Source organism: Clostridium sp. Marseille-Q7071 (assembly GCF_965112025.1).
In genome coordinates this window covers 1,357,402-1,376,855 of sequence record NZ_CBCOPR010000001.1, presented here as the reverse complement: position 1 = coordinate 1,376,855, position 19,454 = coordinate 1,357,402, and the positions used below count along the sequence as shown (strand labels likewise).

Below are 19,454 nucleotides of genomic sequence, written 5' to 3'. Positions count from 1 at the left end.
ATGATTATACTAGTATAATCACATTAAATCCTAATTAATATTTTACTTTTACATTTAAAAAATTCTTATCCATACTTTATCAAAACTAGATATCCTTTACTCATATACCTTAATAAAATACCTTATATTAAGAAAGTTTAAATCCAAATTTTACTGGATCTTTATCATCAATTACAAAATGGTTGAATCCTGTAATATATGCACTTGCGGTTATTTCAGGTACTATAGCTGGGTATTCCCCTACCTTAGTTTCTCCAATGACTTTTCCTCTAAACATAGTTCCTAAAATGCTCTCATATATAAATTCCTCTGATATTTTGAGCTTTCCTTTTGCATATAAAGTTGCCATTTTAGCACTTGTTCCTGTTCCACAAGGAGATCTATCTAACTGACCTTCGCCAAATACAACTACATTTTGAAGTGTAGCATTAGGGTTTTTAGGTAATCCATATATCTCTACTAAATCTACTGTATTTATATGTGATAAGGTTGGATGCTTTATTTCTACTGTTTTATTGATTATATCTCTTATAATTACTCCCGCTGCACTAAGCTTTGTAGCATTATTAGGATTAATATCTATTCCTAGTTCTTCTGCCTTAACAAGTGCAAAAAAACTTCCTCCAAAAGCTATATCTACTATTACTTTCCCTATTTCTGGCACTTCTATTTCTATTCCTTCTTTATATAGAAATGATGGAACGTTAACTATGGAAGTTTCAATGGCCTTACCATCTTCAACTTTTACTCTTGCTTTAATTAACCCTGCCGGTGCTTCTAAAACTATATCAGTATATGGTTCCTTAATATCAATCATACCTGTTTCAACAGCCATAGTTGCAGCACCTATAGATCCATGACCACACATGTTTAAATATCCTCCAGCATCCATAAATATTATTCCAAGGTCAGCTTCTTTAGATACCGGCTGAGTTATTATAGAGCCAAACATATCTTTATGTCCTCTCGGTTCAAGCATTATAGCTGTTCTTATGTAATCCATGTGCCTTTCTAAATAAGCTTTCTTCTCTGGCATAGTATCCCCTTTTATTACTGGAACTCCACCTACAACTATTCTGGTTGGTTCTCCCATAGTATGAGAATCTATAGCTTGAATAGACTTTATAATTTTCATGATTTACTCCCCCATTTTTCTCATCTTTAATTTTAAAAAAGCCAGTGCTTTTCTACTGTCTAAAGTTGAAATATTGTTTTCACCTACAACTTCTGTTTCTATTCCCTCTTTTGACTTATTAAAATCAACTATAGTATCCATATATTTATTAGTAACTACAAATTTAGCTTGAGTTCCAATAAAACTTAATCCTACAACAGGAATATTTCTTTTCCCTATTTCTTCAATGGTATTAGCAAAATCAACATGACTATTCCCCCAGCCATCTACAGAAATTATTGCTCCATCCACTCTCATAGCTTCTACCCAAGTAGCCACTCTTTGTCCAACAAATACTTTATCTTCGTTAGCCTGTGGGGTTCCAACTATAATTACTCCTAGTAAATCTACATCTTCATCATTAGCTACTACATCAATTAATGGATCTCTAAAATGATGTAGCGTAGTCTCTTTTGTTGATGGTCCTACTCCCATAATTAAATTCCTCCTAAACATTAATGCATTGCCCTTAAAGCTCCATCTCTATATTCATTAGGTGATACAATTATAGGAATGTTCCCCATATCAATTATTGACCTACCTCCAATTGTTCCACAGGGTTCATTTCCAAATAAACAAGTGTCATACATTGCACCTTGTCCAGCAACTTGTTTTATAATTACTACCCTTTTTCTATCTTTCTTGACTTTATCATAATATTCATACCTTTCAGTAGAAAGTCTTCCATTGAGTGTTTTCAAGTTTACCCTTATCTCTTGTACTACTAGATCACAACATCGATGAACTTCAGTTATAGCTTGCCTATAAACACCCATACCAGATCTTAAGGTAAAATCCATCTGTATAATAATATCTTCTGTTCTTGGCGTACCAGCTCTATTAAATTTAACTTGTTCATTAAGTATACCTTCTGATGATCCAAACTCTGCAACCTGTACACCTTCTTCATCTACACCATTAACCATAACTATAGCTCCTGTAAGCACATGAGTTATTCCTTCTCCTATATTACCTAGCACCTTGGTGGCAATTGGAGAAAAATCCATAATAGAATTTACAAAAATATCTCTATCCTGTGGGAAGATTATATTTAATTTTATATCTTTAATGTATTCTTTATTAAAGGATATATTCCCTAGATCTTCTCTTAAATATAAAATACCTTCTTCTATATAAGTTTTGGTAGAAAATTTAACTTCTTTAATATGAAAAGCTTTAATTATTAATTTTCTTAATTCTTTATAATCACTCATAAAACTCACCATTTTTTAATAATCTTAAATTTTAATTATATTTTAAAATTACAAAATAAATATTATTAAACTAAAATCATAATTAAATGAAATTTTTAATTTATCACTCTTCTTTGATACCTTAATTAACTATAAATACCGACTTCCTTAAAAGAAAGTCGGATTTTATATTCTAAACTTTAGCTATATACTCATATGGAAGACTTACTATTTTTCCTGGAGTATCTATAACTATTAACTGTTTTAATGTATCTTTTAATATATCTCTTTGCATCTCCTTATTATTTGGTTCACCAGCATTAGCTCCCATTGGTACAAGTGGAGCTACAGATCTTGGTGTTCCTGTTTGCCTTACAACAGGTGGTAATGCAGCTATACAAATTGTAGGAATCCCTGATTCCTCTATCGCTCTCTGTACTAATACAGCTGAACGATGACAAGTTCCTCAACCTGCAGTCAATACTACAGCATCTACTCCTTCTTCCTTTAACATTTTTGCTATCGCTGGTCCTGTTTCATTAGAAAACTTCTCTTGATTTCCACCACCACCCATGAATCCAATGTGTATTGATGAAATTTCTTTTATGAATCCTTCTTCTTTTAATTCTTTTAATCTATCTATAGGAAACATACAGTTTATATCTTTATTAACATCCCCATTATCATAACCACCATGTGATACCATAAGTTCAGATGATGGTGTATCTCCTGGTATTATTCTATAAGTAAAGTCCCCTGCTAGGTTAAATCTTTTATCCGTTTTTAAGTGGACTCCTGCTGCAGTTGCAAAAGCTACCTTCATATCCTTAAGCTCTTTTGTAACAGGTGACCATACTGGTGGTGGTGTTATAGGTACAAATATTTCTGATTGTAAGTTCTTAACAATAGAATAATCCATATTACTTTCCCGCCTTTCTATTTCTTTTCTCAATATTACTTACATATTTTTCATTTGCTTCTTCTGATAAAACCTCTGGAAAACTCATTTTAAACCCAACCTCTTGTCCTAATTTAAGAGGGTAATCTGTTATAAGCATTCTCATAGGTATCTTCATGTAACCAAGCCTACCTTTTAAATCAATCCCAACGGCTCCATCCTGTACTTCTACTATTATTCCTTGCATTTCAATAATTTTATCTCCGTACCGCATCTTTTACCTCATTACATAAAATCACTATTTTGTAGCATATTTTTCTAGTCTTTTTTGACTCATAGGTATTGAAGTTTCATTTTCTACTCTATCAACTTTTATATCAGAAACTTTTTCAACTTCATCTAAATTAGATTCCTTAACATTTGGATTCCATTTTCTTTCAGCAGCTTTAACTTCCTCACCTGACATAGCAGACTTAACCATAGCTAATGCTCTTATGGCATCTTCTTTGCAAAGGGTATTACAGGAAAGAACCTCATTTTCTATTCCTGCTTCTGACTTGTTATTATCAACCATATATTTCATATATTTATTACCAACAACTAGTGCTCCTTGTACAGCACAGAAAGACATACCGACACAAATTACTCCTCTCATCCCAATTTGCTCTATATGAGAAGCAAAATCTATATGATTGTTTCCAAAACCTTCTGTAGTAACTATAGCTCCATCTACGTCCATAGACTCTACTATCATTCCTAATCTTTCAGATACATAGAATTTTTCAGAGTTAATCTGTGGAGAACCTACAAAAATAACTCCTGCCAAATCTATTTCTTCATCTTTCATTGCTTCTATTACTAATGGTTCTCTAAAATAATGCCTTGAACACTCTTTAGATGCTGGCCCTATACAAGTTAATGCATGTATACCTCCATCTAATACCTCCAATGGTGACAACATTACAGGAACATTTCCAAGGTCAACATTTGGTTTCCCTCCAAGAACTCCAACTGGTTCCACTGGTAAAATTAAATTATCATGCATTGCACCTTGTCCCATTATTTCTTTAACTATAACCAACTTTTTCTTTCCTGGTCTTCTATATTGAACTAATTCTTCAATATTAACTACTAAACTTTCATCTAAATCTTTTAGTGCCATTCTTATTTCTTGAGTTATAAAATCTGTTGCTTTATGTGCTGCTAACGGTCCTGGTCTTTCCATATTAGTTCCTCTAGCTATAACTACTTCTGTTTTTATAAAAATTTCACCTTTATCTGGAGCACCTGGTCTTCCCCACATTATATTTTCTTCTAATATACCTTCTGATGAACCAAATTCACCTATTTGTACTCCATCTTCATCAGTTCCAGTAACCATTACAATTACTCCATCTAATATCCTTGTAATCCCTGTACCTAGTTTTGACTCTGCTTCTTTTGTAGCTATTGGCTGTACGTCCATTATGGTTTCAGAATAGATATTATATTTTTCTGGAGTTATTATATCTACTTTTATTGATTTCACTAACTCACTTTCATTTACTGCATCTTCACAAATATTTTCTCTTATATAAAGAGTTGTCCCTTCAATTTTAGTTTCTTCTCCAAACTTAACTTCATCTATTTTAAAGTGTTTTTTAGTTAGATTTCTTACTTTTCTAGGTTCTAAAATCACTTCTTTTACTTGACATTTATCTTCTATTTTTACTTCCTGTGCTTTGATATTTGATAATTGAGTCTTAGTAGTTGTCATTTTTGCTGGAGATTCTGACATTGATGTCATTGTTAGTGGAACTTCAATATCAATTCCTTTACCTTCAGCTATTTTAATTTTGAGAACTCCACCGTTAAAGCTTGTAATGGTTTCTGATTGATTTGGTATTACTGCCGCCTCATCATATCCCTCTAGCATGTTTCCTGTAACTGAAGTTAATGCAACTGCATCAACCTTTAATTTTTTTCCTACAACTTCTCCTATAGCTAATACATCTTCTTCCAATTTTATAAGTAATGAATCTTCTAATTGTTCAAAATGCATTGGATTTTCTAAATCATCACTTGAAATAATTTGACCTAACTTTTTATTAACTTTAAGTACTGCTTTAGCATTTTCATCTATGCTTTCTTTCATTTTGCTTTCAGCATCTGTAGATAAGCTTTTAAGCCCTTCTAATAATTCTAAAGTTAAAGGTGTTAACGAATCTATAGTTTTAATTAACCTAGCTCCTAAAACTTCACCTATTTTTAAACAATCCTTTGGTATATTTAATAATCCTGAATCAACCATATCAGGGAAAATTTCTGGATCTTCTAAATTATCTGCTGAGATTATAGTTCCAGCTTCTGTTCTACAACATACAACCGCAACTTCATCTTTTAAAGCTTCTGCATGTTCCCTACTCATTGACATAATCAAAGGCCTCCTTTTAATCTACTATTTTAATGTAGTTTTACAATTATGAATATTCAACAAATGTAGTCCTTATAAAATAACAAGTGAAAAATACATAATTAAAGTCTTCTAGTTAATTTGTGATCTACAGTTCTAAATATATGATCTGTATGATGATATACAGGTAAACCAGCCTTAGGTCCACAGTTCATAACAGTGTTTGAACAATCACTACAATTAGAAATCAATACTCTCTCTGCTTTAGCCTTTTTAAGGTCTAAAATTACAGCAACCTGTCCTGGACAATCTCCAGGAGTTTTACATTTGTTAGCGCCTTTAACATTGACTATATTTTTACATTGTACTACCTTAACAACATTTGATTTCATTTTACCTGCTAAGTCTCTTAATCTTTCTTCATTTGCTCCACAAGCACAGACTAACAATCCTAAATTGCCTTTAAATTCAGGCAATTCTATAGTTACTATAGCTCCTCCTGATATTTTTGTTACAGTAGCTTCCTCAAGTTCTTCTGCTTTTCCTGTATATGGTCCACCTATTACAAGCTCACCATATTCCCCATCTATTCCACCGCACTGATCAATTAACTCCTTTATAGGAGTTCCTATAGGAACATCAAAAAACACTTTAGATTCTTTACCACATTTAATTTTTCCAGCTATAGTTATATCTTTATCTATAACAGGTTTTTTATCTTCTACAGCTCTTGTTATATTTGCTAATGTTTCCGTATTCAATACAACACATTCAGCTGCTAATGGAAGTTCCGTTGGTTCTAACCATCTTCCAAAAATCCCATGAATTAAAGCTCTTTCTTCTCCCATAGGATAAATGTCTTTAAGCTTTTTTATTTTTATATTATCAATTCCATTTATCTCTTTTTCAATAGAAGCAATAGCCTTTTCATTTTTAGCCTTTATTCCTATGTATGCACCTTTAGCTTTAGTAGCTTCCATTGCATATTTTATTCCTTTTATAACTATTTGAGGATTTTCCTCTAAAAGTCTTATATTATGTTCTAGTAATGGTTCACATTCTACACAGTTAGCTATTATATATCCATCTGGTATTTCAGCTTTAAGTTTTATATGGGTGGGAAATCCTGCTCCACCAGCCCCTACTATACCAGCTTCAAATACAGTATCAACAATATTATTACATTCTTTAATCTTTACATAATCTTTGTTTTGATTTTTATCACATAAAATTATTATTTCTCTATTTGTTATTTTAAAAATTTCACCATTAACACTACTGTGAATTTTAGCACCTAATCCCTTTGTAGGATTTGCAATACATTCTCCTCTTTTTACTTTTTGTCCTTCTTTCACAATAGGTTCACAAGCTTCGCCTATATGCATTTTTAAAGGAAAATTAAACATATTACTCATAGATTCCCCTCCTTTTCTTACTCTATTTACCAGCAAAAACCATGCCAATATCATTAATATTATGAAAATTTATAGTTAAGCATTGGAAAATAGCCCTAATAAATACAAAACGCTTCATTAATAAATTTTATTTATTTTTCCTTTTAGTCAAAAAACTGACATTTTTTTCACTACGATTTTATTAGAATACTTTTAATCTCCCATTATATAAAGATTTTCAATCATTATATATATGTCAAAAAATCAACACACCTGTCAACTTATTGACAGGTGTCTAACATATTATATTGCTTTAATTTATAATATAGTGTGCTTCTTTTTACTTTTAAAATTTCTGCTGCTTTAACTTTATTGCCGCCAGTAATATTCATAACTTCCCTTATTATTTCACACTCCAAAGTTTTAACCATTTTTTCTAAGTTGTATTTGTCCTCTGAATCAATATCTTTATTTATAAAATATTTTTCCTCTTCATAACTTAATATATATTTTGGAATGCTATCTACTGATATACATTCCACATTAGATAATAGAACCATCCTTTGAATTACATTTTTTAGTTCTCTTATATTTCCTTCCCATTTATAGGATGATAATATGTTATAGATTCTATTATCTATTTCCTTTATCTCTATTCTCTCATTCTTTGACACTTGACTGATAAATAAATTGATTAAATCTTTAATATCTTCTCTCCGCTCTCTCAGTGGAGGAAGTTCAACTTGTACAATTGCTAATCTATAAAATAAATCATTTCTAAAAGTTTCTTCTTTAATAGACTTTTTTAAATCTTTATTAGTAGCTGCTATAATTCTTGTATTAGTATAAACAGGTTTGCCACTACCCAATTTATATATTACGCCATCTTGAAGTACTCTTAAAAGTTTACTTTGCATACCAAGAGGCATGTCCCCAATTTCATCTAAAAACAAAGTTCCGTTATTTGCAAATTCAAACATTCCCATTTTTCCTTTTTTAGTAGCACCAGTAAAAGCTCCTTCTACATACCCAAAAAGCTCACTTTCTAAAAGATTTTCAGGTATAGCACTACAGTTTATTGCAACAAATTGCCCATTTCTTCCACTAGCTTCGTGAATTGCTTTCGCAAAAACTTCTTTTCCCGTCCCACTTTCTCCAGTAATAAGTACAGAAGCTGAGCTTGGTGCTACCTTTTGACAAAGATTAATAGCCTCAATTATCTTTTTACTCTTTCCTCCTATATAAGAAAAACTATAATTATTAGCAATTTCTTTATTATAGGCATTACTTAACATTTCTACTTTAGCATTAGCGCTTTCTAATTTTCTTGATAGTGATACAACTTCTGTTACATCTCTATCTGTAGATACTACTGCCACCATTTCTTTTTGGGGATTATATATTGGAATTACACTTAAAATTACCGACTTTCCTCTCATAGGCTCATGTCTTATATTTTCTATAGCTTTTCCTTCTTTCAACACTTTAGGTATTAGCGGATTATTAAAATGTTCTGTTACTTTCAATCCAACAATATCCTTAGCTTTAACCTTATATAGTTTTTCTGAACTTTTATTCCAATAAGTTACTATTCCATTAATATCACAAATACATACAGCTTCATGAATATTATCTAAAATATTATTTTGGAGATTAAATATCTCATCTACTTTTAGATAAAAACTATCTCTTAAATTATTGTTTGTTATTATTCCAATAATCTTATCTTTCTCCATTACCGGAAGACGTCCAATATTATTTAAGATCATAATATCTCTTGCATCTCTTGCAAATTTATAAGGATTTATAGTAACTACATCTTTTATAGCATAATTTATAATTTTATCTTCTAATAGATTTTCTCTCTCAGTACTTATTTTTGCTAAATCTTTTCTAGTAAAAATCCCCATTAACTTGTGCTTTTCATTAACCACTATAACTTCATCTAAATTCTGTGTTATCATCATATCTGAAACCTGTTTAACAGTGTCACTATAAAGAACCTCTTTAAATTCTATATTCATTATATCTTTCACTTTATAAAGTAATTCCCCAATGTTCATCTTCTTCTCCTACCACCCTTATAAATTCAATTAGCATTTATATAGTAAATCTATATCCCTTAGTTACTATAGAATACTACTAATTGCTTTTAAATTAAAATTAAAAATATTACAATAATTTAACTAGCTTTAAGCTAGTTTTATATAAAATAAAAAATTGAGTAAAATTAATTTTTATATTGAATCAAAAATAAAATTTTATAAATTCATATACTTAAATAAAATCGTGACAAAGTCACGATTTTATTTAAGCTTTTAAAATTCATAATAATTATTTAAACTTTATCTTTTCTTATTAAATTATACCCTAAAAGTATAATAAAGGCACTTAAAATTCCTACTAACATACCTACAAATACATCACTAGGATAATGAACATATAAATAAATTCTTGAAAAACCTATAAGTACAGCAAGCACTATAGGAATTATTTTGTATTGAGGTAATAATATAAATAATATTGTAGCTACTGCAAAAGATGATGAAGTGTGTCCTGATGGAAAAGAAAAAGATTTAGGTATGTGTATCAATGGATCTGATATAGGATATCTAATAATTGGTCTAACTCTTTCCACCACATTTTTTATTATACCCTCTGTTAAAATAGTACTTAATAATAAGGAGCTAAGACAAAGCAGTCCTATATGTCTATAATCTTTTTTAAATAAACATATTACAGATATAATTATCCATATAACTCCTCCATCACCTAAATGAGTTATAATTGGCATTAGTTTATCAAATAATGGATTTCTTAATCCATGGTGTATAAAATCAATTAGTATTTTATCAATAGCATGAATACTCTTAAGCATATTTAATCTTTTCTCCCATTTAAATTCTCATATAAGTTATCTAAAAGAAAATAACAAATTAAAGATATATTGTATTTTATATCAGACAAGCTGTCAGATTCTACTCATAGTTGTACTATGAACATACGCTAACAACGGAATATGATTCAAAATATACTAACATACTGGCTTGTTATTTTTTTAAGATTTTTAACATAATTTATAGTAAAATATATTATTATTATTTTACTATAAATTCTTAACTATGTTAACCGAAAATTTTTATTGTTTTGATAGCGCTTAAATAACTTTCTCCATCAGAAGTATAAATTAAAGTTAACGGCGTTACAGCGACTCCTTTAGCTGAAACATGGTATAAATCTCCTTTTTTCTCACTACATATTCTAGAGATATAAAAACCTATAGTATCATGTATTATAAAGTATTCATCATAATATTTACCTAAATAAATTACAACATGACCATCTAGATACATAAGACATCCTGGAGTCATCGTATCCAATACTTTTTTCTTTTCTTCAATAGTCATATTTTCTATACACTTAGTTATTCCTATGGCCTTCTTCTCTTGCTGAGATGAATTTCTAGGAAGCATTAGTCCCATAGTCTTAAATACATCTACTACTAAACTGGAACAGTCTCTTCCAAAAAATTCTCCTCCCCATCCATACCTTTCTCCTAAGCATTTAAAGCTTTGCCTTATAATATTCTCTTCTGTATAAGGTAAATATCCATAACATACATCTTCACTTCTCGAAATTAATATTTGTGTAAACTTTAAACTTTCATCATAACACCTTACTGGAAGCCATACCACATAACTTCCACAAGGATACATATCATAAATAGTTTCTAAAATATCTTCTTCTTTTACTAATGGAAGTTTTACTCCCATATCTATAGGAATCATAGATATGCTTTCATCAAAAGGATTATATCCAGTATAAATTCTTCTACCTGTAACTACTAAAAATTCCTTAGCTTTTGTATATTTTAATATAGGTTCCTTTTCTCCTATAGCAATATCTTTTCTTTTAATCCATCCTTTATACGCATATGCTTTTATAAAATACCATTCTTTATCCTTGCTTTCATGTAAAATTACACAAGGATCGCAAATATTAATCGCCGTTTCCAGTAATCTATCTAAGTCATAATCCTTTGGATTTTTAAAAATTCTATCCTCTGTAGGATAAGATTTTATATGTGATCTTCTTGTAACCATTCCATACCGTATTAAGTTTTTTTCTTTTATAGCTTCTAAATTTAAATTTTTACTTAATTTTAGAAAATATTCTTTTTCTAAAATAAGACTATTTTTATATCTAATTGTAGAATGAGGTTTACTTATAGATAAAATCAAGTTCCGTAATTCCTGTCCACCAAGAAAATTTTGTAATAAAAATATATCCTCTACTATATTACCTTTCATAGATCTTTCATTATATCTCTTTATCTCATCATCACATATTATTATCCTCTTTGAAGTATTGCTATTATTTATCCAAAATTCAGGATATAACATCTCTGTTTTTACCCTAGCAACTTTTGAAGAAAATTGAGTAAACAGTACACTCACCTCTTTATATACAATATTATTATATATTGTATTAATTTTTCATGGATTATAAAACCATTAATGGTAGATTAATATTTACTAATCTTAAAAATAAGTATATTTTTAAGATTAAATTTATACAAAAAGTATTATTTTTTAATGCTTAATTACTATGTACAATTTTTTATTTTAGAAGTCGAATTATTGTATAAATTAAATTTTTACTGTGGAATCCTATAGTTATAACATACTTGCTGATTATATCTCTCATTGAAATTATTATTGACATCAAATTTATAAGTGATATAATATTATAAATATATATTTGTAATATACAAATTTTAATAATATGCATATGCTATTATTAAATAAATAATAAATGCAATGAAGAGAAGAGTAAGCTGCCTTACATTTACAGAGAGAGAATACATTAGCTGAAAGTATTCTTAAATAGAATCAGTTGAAAACCACCTCTGAGTGACTTTAATAAAGTCCGGATAAATCCGTTAAATTTTTTTAAAGTGGTATATCATAATTTTGATATACAATTTGGGTGGAACCACGGGTAATTATCTCGTCCCTTTTCTAATTATTTTGGAAAAGAGATGAGTTTTTTTATTTTATTGAAAAAATTCTTAAAGAAATAAAAAGTAAATAACTATAAAAAATTATATAATACTTTAGAATACTTCTCTTAAATTTATTTTTATATTATATAATTTTAGTAGTAATAAGTTTATTTAAATATAGTAATAATAGTATAAAGCTGTGAAGAGAAGAGTAAACTGCCTTATATTTACAGAGAGAGGATACATTAGCTGAAAGTATTCTTAAATAGAACCAGTTGAAGACCGCCTCTGAGTGACTCTAATAAAGTCCGGATAAATCCGTTAAAATTTTTAAAGTGGTATATCATAATTTTGATATACAATTTGGGTGGAACCGCGGGTATAGTATCTCGTCCCTTTTCTAATTATTTATAGAAAAGAGGCGAGTTTTTTATTTAAAAAATAAATTAATAATTCTCATGCTTTACTGAGAATTATCTATAATTGTCAATAGTTTTAAGGAGGTAAACAAAAATGATTAAAGTTACATTAAAAGATGGCTCAATAAAAGAATATGAAAACTCATTATCAGTTTTAGATATTGCTAAGGATATTTCTGAAGGGCTTGCAAGAGTAGCAACCGCTGGATTTGTTGATGATAAAACTGTAGATTTACGTTATATAGTTGATAAAGATTGTGAATTAAGCATTCTTACTTTTAATGATGAAGAAGGGAGAAATGCTTTTAGACATACAACGGCACATATATTAGCTCAAGCTGCTAAGAGATTATATCCTAATGCTCAGCTTGCTATAGGTCCTTCAATTGAAGATGGTTTCTATTATGATTTTGATCTAGAAAAACCATTTACTTCTGAAGATATAGAAAAAATTGAAGCTGAGATGAAAAAAATTGTTAAGGAAGATTTAAAAATTGAAAGATTTGAGCTTCCTAGAGAAGAAGCACTTAAATTAATGAATGAAATGAATGAACCTTATAAAGTTGAATTAATTAATGACTTACCTGAGGATTCTATAATTTCATTTTACAAACAAGGTGAATTTGTAGATCTATGTGCAGGTCCTCATCTAATGTCTACAAAATATATTAAAGCTATAAAATTAACTAAATTAGCTGGTGCATATTGGAGAGGAAATGAAAAAAATAAAATGCTTTCTCGTATATACGGAACTTCTTTCACTAAAAAATCTGATTTAGATGAGTATTTAGAAAGAATTGAAGAAGCTAAAAAACGTGACCATCGCAAACTTGGTAAAGAACTAGAGCTTTTCACATTGCTTGATGAAGGTCCTGGCTTTCCTTTCTTTTTGCCTAAAGGAATGGAGCTTAAAAATACTCTTATAGATTTTTGGAGAGAAGTCCATAAAAAAGCTGACTATAAAGAAATCTCTACTCCAGTTATATTAAATAAGAATTTATGGATTAGAAGTGGTCATTGGGAACATTATAGAGAAAACATGTATACAACTGAAATAGATGAAATGGATTATGCAATAAAACCAATGAACTGTCCTGGAGGAATGTTAGTATATAAAACAAGTCTCCATTCCTATAAGGATTTACCTCTTCGTATTGGTGAATTAGGCCTTGTACATCGTCATGAATTATCCGGTGCACTACATGGATTAATGCGTGTTCGTAACTTTACTCAAGATGATGCTCATATATTTATGCTTCCTGAGCAAATTAAAGATGAGATTAAAGGAGTAATAAGACTAATAGATGAAGTTTACAGCGTATTTGGCTTCAAATATCATGTTGAATTGTCTACAAGACCAGAAAATAGTATGGGCAGCGATGAAGAATGGAATAGAGCAACTGAAGCGCTTAGAGAGGCTCTTGTAGAACTTGAATATGACTATAAAGTTAATGAAGGCGATGGTGCATTTTATGGTCCTAAGATAGATTTTCACCTAGAAGATTGTTTAGGACGTACATGGCAATGTGGTACAATACAACTAGATTTCCAGCTTCCAGAAAGATTTGGTCTTCATTATATAGGCTCAGATGGTGAAAAACACAGACCAGTTATGATACATCGTGTAGTCTTTGGAAGTATAGAACGTTTTATAGGAATTTTAACTGAACACTTTGCTGGTGCTTTCCCTACTTGGCTTTCACCTATACAAGTAAAAGTACTTCCTATTTCTGAAAAATACAATAATTATGGTGAAGAGATAGTAAATAAATTAAAAAGTTTTGGTATAAAGGTGGAAATAGACGAACGCACTGAAAAAATAGGGTATAAAATTAGAGAAGCACGTAATGAAAGAATTCCTTATATTTTAGTGGTAGGTGAAAAAGAAGCTTCTAAAAAGGAAGTATCTGTTAGAAGTCGTAAAAATGGTGAAGAAGGCAATATTTCTATAGACAATTTCATTGAGGAAATCCTTAAAGAAATAAAGAGTAAAGAGTTATAGAAAAATTTACTATACAAAATTACTCTCAATTTAGTATTAATAGTTAATAATATTAAAACAGACTTAATAAAGATATATTTATCCTAAAAATTATACAATAATTTAAAATACTTCTTTTAAATTTATTTTTATTATTATATAATTTTAGTAGTAATAAATTTATTTAAATATGATAATAATAGTATAAAGCTGTGAAGAGAAGAGTAAACTGCCTTACATTTACAGAGAGAGAATACATTAGCTGAAAGTATTCTTAAATAGAATCAGTTGAAAACTACCTCTGAGTGACTCTAATAAAGTCCGGATAAATCCGTTAAAATCTTTAAAGTGGTATATCATAATCTTGATATACAATTTGGGTGGAACCACGGGAATATTATCTCGTCCCTTTTCTAATTATTATAGAAAAGAGGCGAGTTTTTATTTTAAAAAATAATTTAAAAATTCTCATGCTTTGATGTGAATTATCATAATTAATTATCAATAGTTTTAAGGAGGTAAATAAAAATGATTAAAGTTACATTAAAAGATGGCTCAATAAAAAAATATGAAAACTCATTATCAGTTTTAGATATTGCTAAGGATATTTCTGAAGGTCTTGCAAGAGTAGCAACTGCTGGATTTGTTGACAATAAAACTGTAGATCTACGTTATATAGTTGATAAAGATTGCGAATTAAACATTCTTACTTTTAATGATGAAGAAGGAAGAAATGCTTTTAGGCACACAACAGCACACATACTAGCACAAGCTGTTAAAAGCTTATATCCTAACGCAAAACTTGCTATAGGTCCTTCAATCGAGGAAGGTTTCTACTATGACTTTGATGTAGAAAAACCTTTTACTTTTGAGGATATAGAAAAAATTGAAGCTGAGATGAAAAAAATTGTTAAACAAGATTTAAAAATTGAAAGATTTGAACTTCCTAGAGAAGAAGCACTTAAATTAATGAATGAAATGAATGAACCTTATAAAGTTGAATTAATCAACGACTTACCTGAGGATTCTATAATTTCATTTTACAGACAAGGTGAATTTGTAGATCTATGTGCAGGTCCTCACCTAATGTCTACAAAATATATTAAAGCTATAAAATTAACTAAAATAGCTGGTGCATATTGGAGAGGAAATGAGAAAAATAAAATGCTTTCTCGTATATATGGAACTGCTTTTACTAAAAAATCTGATTTAGACGAGTATTTAGAAAGAGTTGAGGAAGCTAAAAAACGTGATCATAACAAATTAGGAAGAGAACTTGAATTATTTACGACTGCTGAACCAGTAGGTCAAGGACTTCCACTATTAATGCCAAAAGGAGCTAAAATTGTTCAAACTCTTCAAAGATGGGTAGAAGATGAAGAAGAAAAAAGAGGCTACCTATTAACTAAAACTCCATTTATGGCTAAAAGTGATCTATATAAAATTTCAGGACATTGGGATCATTACAAAGATGGAATGTTTGTTCTTGGAGATGAAGAAAATGATGAGGAAGTATTTGCACTTCGTCCAATGACTTGCCCTTTCCAATTTATGATATATAACTCTAAAAAAAGAAGCTATAGAGATTTGCCATTAAGATATGGTGAAACTTCAACTCTATTTAGAAATGAATCTTCTGGAGAAATGCATGGATTAATTCGTGTAAGACAGTTTACAATTTCTGAAGGTCACTTAATAGTTACTCCAGAGCAGTTAGAAGAAGAATTTAGAGGAGTAGTTGATTTAATTAACTATATGTTAGAAACTTTAGGATTAAGAGAAGATATAACTTATAGATTCTCTAAATGGGATCCAGATAATAAAGCTAAATATATAGATAAACCAGAAGCTTGGGAAGAAACTCAAGTTATAATGAAGCAAATTCTAGATAACTTAGGACTTGATTATAAAGAGGCTATTGGTGAAGCTGCTTTCTATGGTCCAAAATTAGACCTACAAATTAAGAATGTTCATGGAAAAGAAGATACAATAATCACTGTTCAAATTGACTTCTCACTTGCTGAAAGATTCGGAATGACTTATATTGATAAGGACAGTAAAGAGAGATATCCATACGTAATTCATAGAACTTCAATTGGATGTTATGAGAGAACTCTAGCGTTACTTATAGAAAAATATGCCGGTGCTTTTCCAACTTGGCTAGCACCAGTTCAAGTTAAAGTTCTCCCAATCTCTGAAAAACATCATGATTATGCAGAAGAAGTTGTTAAAACATTTAAAGCAAATAATATAAAAGTTGAAGCTGACTATAGAGCTGAAAAAATAGGCTACAAAATAAGAGAAGCTCGTAATGAAAGAATTCCTTATATCTTAGTTGTAGGTGAAAAAGAAGCTGAAAATAAAGAAGTTGCTGTAAGAAGTAGACAAAATGGTGAAGAAGGTGCTGTAGCACTTGATGTATTTGTTGAAAGAGTATTAACTGAAATTAATAATAAAGAAAGATAAAATAGAATCGTGGCTAACTGCCACGATTTTATAATTTAAATTGCTCTGATAAATACATGATATTTATAATTACCTAATATTAATAATTACTTAAATAAGGTTGTAAATTTAGTTTTTTTAAAATATAATTAATAATATATTAACTTTTTAATAATAATTTATATTCTTAAATTCATTATCTCATAATAAAAAAAAGGTAATAGCATTTTGCTATTACCATCAACAAGCGAAAGTTTATGTGAGGTATGATTTTTTTACTTCGCATTTAAAGCAAGTATATTAAAGGGTATAAATTGGGTATTAAACTATTTTTTTAATTTTTTAGGAACTGCTGGTTGATACCATAATCCCCAACAAGCTGTTCCTGCACTCATTTTAGCAACAGCTAGAGATGCTGTTCCTATGCCTTTAAGAACTAATGAATTTTTTTTCATAATGACTTCCCCCTCTATAAATTATATTAATAAAGATACTGCTTCTATAAATATAGCTGCAGAACCTATATAACAATAAATATTTAAATCTTTATTTAATATAAATAAAGCTGTTATAATGGATACTTCAATAAAATATGTTATAAATGTTCTTTTTCTATAAATCCTCTTTTCATCTTCATCTAGAGGTTTATTTTTCGTATCCTTTGGTGCTAATTTAATAAATATTATCAATGCTATTAAAAGCATTCCTATTAATATTATTGGATTTCTTATCAAATCTATATTTTTAAATAAAAATATAGAAACATTACTTAATATTGAAAATGATAGAAAACATCCTAATGGTGTACTAGCATGATATCCTCCTGCTTGCAACCTCATAAAAAAGAATATTACTGTAAAAACTATCATCTCTTTAAGCCAATTAAATAAAACCCCTAATAAAATTAATCCAATTAGCTCTCCTATAGTTATTAATAACATAGTTAAGCCATACATATAAACTTCTAAATCATCTTCGTTAATTATTTTATTTTGAATTAATGAAGTACATATTTTGCTAGATATTCTATTTACCATAACTTTACCTCATTTATCAAATTTCTTTATTTTTCTATTATTAATATAAGCTACTTTTACTTTAAAATAAAGTAGCTTTGCATAATTTGACATTGAAATGTAATAATTGGACAATCTTTTATAAAAAGTACCTAATAACGTTATAATTAATAGTTTTATATATCTAGATATTAATGTTTTCAAATTATAATATAAATTAATTCCTTAAAATTATAATTTTAAAATATAAAAGATCACCTATATTTATAGGTGACCTTTTATAATCCATAGGTAGTAATGGATTGCTAATTTATGTGGGATTAATTTATTTATAATAAAGTAACTGACTGAATAAAAATAGCAAAAGCTATTGTACAAGAATATGATGATAAATTCTTATTTATTAAAAATAATATTAAAACTACTAAAGCCTGTAAAAAATAGGCTATAAATGTATTTCTTCTAAGCTTTTTTCTCTTTTCTTCAGAATAAGAAGAAAATTTTATTTTATAAGGTGCTTGTTTAAAAAATATTACAAGTGCTATAATCATAAGCACCACAGTAATTATTATATTATTTCCTGATAATTCATTAACTGAGGATATGTAAACACTTATTAATGCTAAAGAGGAAAAGCAAATGAAATTCTTTATATAATTGCTAAGCCAACATCCTCCTGCAAACATCCTCATTATTCTAAATGATATAATAAATAACATCATTTGTGAAAGACAATTAAACAATATTCCAATTACTGTAAATCCTATAACATCTAAAATTAACAAGATAACCTTTTGAAGTTTCTTTATATAAGTCTGAAAATCATCAAATTTGATTATATTGTTTTTAACTAAGGACTTACATATCTTTACTGATAAAGTGCCTATCATTGTATCACCACTTAATAAAGTATTTACTCTTCAATAGCTATATTAATATATCCATTTAATTTTTAAAATACATTTTGCACATTTTGACTTTCAAATGTAATAATTGGGCTAAAAGTATTAAAAACCTTATAAAAATAAGGTTTTTAACATATCTCTTTCATAGCAATATTTAAAATAAATTCTTCTTTTGATTGTTCAATTTTTAGCAATCCATCATATTTATCAACAATATATTTTATATTTTTAAGTCCAAATCCATGGTTTTCTTTATCTATTTTAGTGGTTTCATAACTATTTTCATCAATAAATACATCTTCTTTCTTACTATTTTTTATTTTTATAATTAAATATTCACCTTTCATATACATATAAAGTTTTATATATTTCTTTTTTAAGTTTTCACAAGCTTCTATAGCGTTACTAAGTGAATTACCTAGTATAATAGAAATATCCATAGAATTGACTTTTAGTTCTTTAGGAATATCTATATTTAAATCTACTTCTATATCTTTTTCCTTTGCTACTGTTAAATTATTATTTAGTATGGCTAAAATTGTTGAATTTTCTATGTTTACTATATTATTAACTTCTTGTACATCTTTTAATAATTCTTTTGCATATTTCTTAGCTTCATCAATATTATTCAA

Annotated in this window: 16 protein-coding genes and 3 other annotated features; of the genes, 2 read left to right on the top strand and 14 right to left on the bottom strand. The window is 28.7% G+C overall.

Going from position 1 to position 19,454, the window contains the following annotated elements; all coding sequences use genetic code 11:
* Positions 1-127: 127 nt before the first annotated feature.
* From ACWPW7_RS06490 to ACWPW7_RS06445, 10 genes are all read right to left on the bottom strand, one after another.
* Complete coding sequence (locus tag ACWPW7_RS06490; protein ID WP_454052847.1) at positions 128-1,135, bottom strand: proline racemase; 1,008 nt, start codon at positions 1,133-1,135, stop codon at positions 128-130.
* Between the two features lie 3 nt (positions 1,136-1,138).
* Entirely contained in the window at positions 1,139-1,609 is a 471-nt protein-coding gene (locus ACWPW7_RS06485; protein ID WP_291565110.1) for a glycine/sarcosine/betaine reductase component B subunit, read from the bottom strand.
* 20 nt (positions 1,610-1,629) lie between these two features.
* Positions 1,630-2,388, bottom strand: coding sequence for a proline reductase cluster protein PrdD (gene prdD, locus ACWPW7_RS06480; RefSeq protein ID WP_291565108.1), 759 nt, complete (start codon positions 2,386-2,388; stop codon positions 1,630-1,632).
* A gap of 172 nt (positions 2,389-2,560) precedes the next feature.
* Positions 2,561-3,286 (bottom strand): D-proline reductase (dithiol) protein PrdB, encoded by a 726-nt coding sequence (gene prdB, locus ACWPW7_RS06475; RefSeq protein ID WP_454052846.1) that lies wholly within the window; start codon positions 3,284-3,286, stop codon positions 2,561-2,563.
* Between the two features lies 1 nt (position 3,287).
* Positions 3,288-3,539, bottom strand: coding sequence for a CBO2463/CBO2479 domain-containing protein (locus ACWPW7_RS06470; protein WP_291565104.1), 252 nt, complete (start codon positions 3,537-3,539; stop codon positions 3,288-3,290).
* Between the two features lie 24 nt (positions 3,540-3,563).
* Positions 3,564-5,678 (bottom strand): D-proline reductase (dithiol) proprotein PrdA, encoded by a 2,115-nt coding sequence (prdA, locus tag ACWPW7_RS06465; protein WP_454052845.1) that lies wholly within the window; start codon positions 5,676-5,678, stop codon positions 3,564-3,566.
* A 101-nt stretch (positions 5,679-5,779) separates the two neighbouring features.
* Positions 5,780-7,072, bottom strand: coding sequence for a proline reductase-associated electron transfer protein PrdC (gene prdC / locus ACWPW7_RS06460; RefSeq protein WP_454052844.1), 1,293 nt, complete (start codon positions 7,070-7,072; stop codon positions 5,780-5,782).
* A 260-nt stretch (positions 7,073-7,332) separates the two neighbouring features.
* On the bottom strand, positions 7,333-9,114 hold the full coding sequence (locus ACWPW7_RS06455) for a sigma 54-interacting transcriptional regulator (RefSeq protein ID WP_454052843.1): 1,782 nt from the start codon (positions 9,112-9,114) through the stop codon (positions 7,333-7,335).
* 275 nt (positions 9,115-9,389) lie between these two features.
* Entirely contained in the window at positions 9,390-9,929 is a 540-nt protein-coding gene (locus ACWPW7_RS06450; protein WP_454052842.1) for a phosphatase PAP2 family protein, read from the bottom strand.
* A gap of 247 nt (positions 9,930-10,176) precedes the next feature.
* Positions 10,177-11,508, bottom strand: a complete 1,332-nt coding sequence (locus ACWPW7_RS06445) for an SH3 domain-containing protein (protein WP_454052841.1) — start codon at positions 11,506-11,508, stop codon at positions 10,177-10,179.
* Positions 11,509-11,862: 354 nt separating this feature from the next.
* Positions 11,863-12,072: a binding site (T-box leader), on the top strand.
* A 174-nt stretch (positions 12,073-12,246) separates the two neighbouring features.
* Positions 12,247-12,456, top strand: a binding site (T-box leader).
* A 113-nt stretch (positions 12,457-12,569) separates the two neighbouring features.
* Here ACWPW7_RS06445 and thrS (ACWPW7_RS06440) point away from each other — a divergent pair.
* Together thrS (ACWPW7_RS06440) and thrS (ACWPW7_RS06435) are read left to right on the top strand one after the other, a co-directional pair.
* Positions 12,570-14,477: a threonine--tRNA ligase gene (thrS, locus tag ACWPW7_RS06440; protein ID WP_454052840.1), complete on the top strand. Its 1,908-nt coding sequence runs from the start codon at positions 12,570-12,572 to the stop codon at positions 14,475-14,477.
* A gap of 182 nt (positions 14,478-14,659) precedes the next feature.
* Positions 14,660-14,869: a binding site (T-box leader), on the top strand.
* 115 nt (positions 14,870-14,984) lie between these two features.
* Positions 14,985-16,922 carry a threonine--tRNA ligase gene (gene thrS, locus ACWPW7_RS06435; protein WP_454052839.1) on the top strand — a complete coding sequence of 646 codons (1,938 nt, stop codon included), beginning with the start codon at positions 14,985-14,987 and terminating at the stop codon, positions 16,920-16,922.
* Positions 16,923-17,227: 305 nt separating this feature from the next.
* Here thrS (ACWPW7_RS06435) and ACWPW7_RS06430 read toward each other — a convergent pair whose 3' ends face one another.
* The 4 genes from ACWPW7_RS06430 to ACWPW7_RS06415 all read right to left on the bottom strand — a co-directional run bounded on the left by ACWPW7_RS06430 (position 17,228) and on the right by ACWPW7_RS06415 (position 19,454).
* Entirely contained in the window at positions 17,228-17,356 is a 129-nt protein-coding gene (locus ACWPW7_RS06430) for a cyclic lactone autoinducer peptide (protein WP_080618872.1), read from the bottom strand.
* 21 nt (positions 17,357-17,377) lie between these two features.
* Complete coding sequence (locus ACWPW7_RS06425; RefSeq protein WP_454052838.1) at positions 17,378-17,938, bottom strand: accessory gene regulator ArgB-like protein; 561 nt, start codon at positions 17,936-17,938, stop codon at positions 17,378-17,380.
* A gap of 308 nt (positions 17,939-18,246) precedes the next feature.
* Positions 18,247-18,807, bottom strand: coding sequence for an accessory gene regulator B family protein (locus ACWPW7_RS06420; protein ID WP_454052837.1), 561 nt, complete (start codon positions 18,805-18,807; stop codon positions 18,247-18,249).
* Positions 18,808-18,950: 143 nt separating this feature from the next.
* Positions 18,951-19,454, bottom strand: a complete 504-nt coding sequence (locus tag ACWPW7_RS06415; RefSeq protein WP_454052836.1) for an ATP-binding protein — start codon at positions 19,452-19,454, stop codon at positions 18,951-18,953.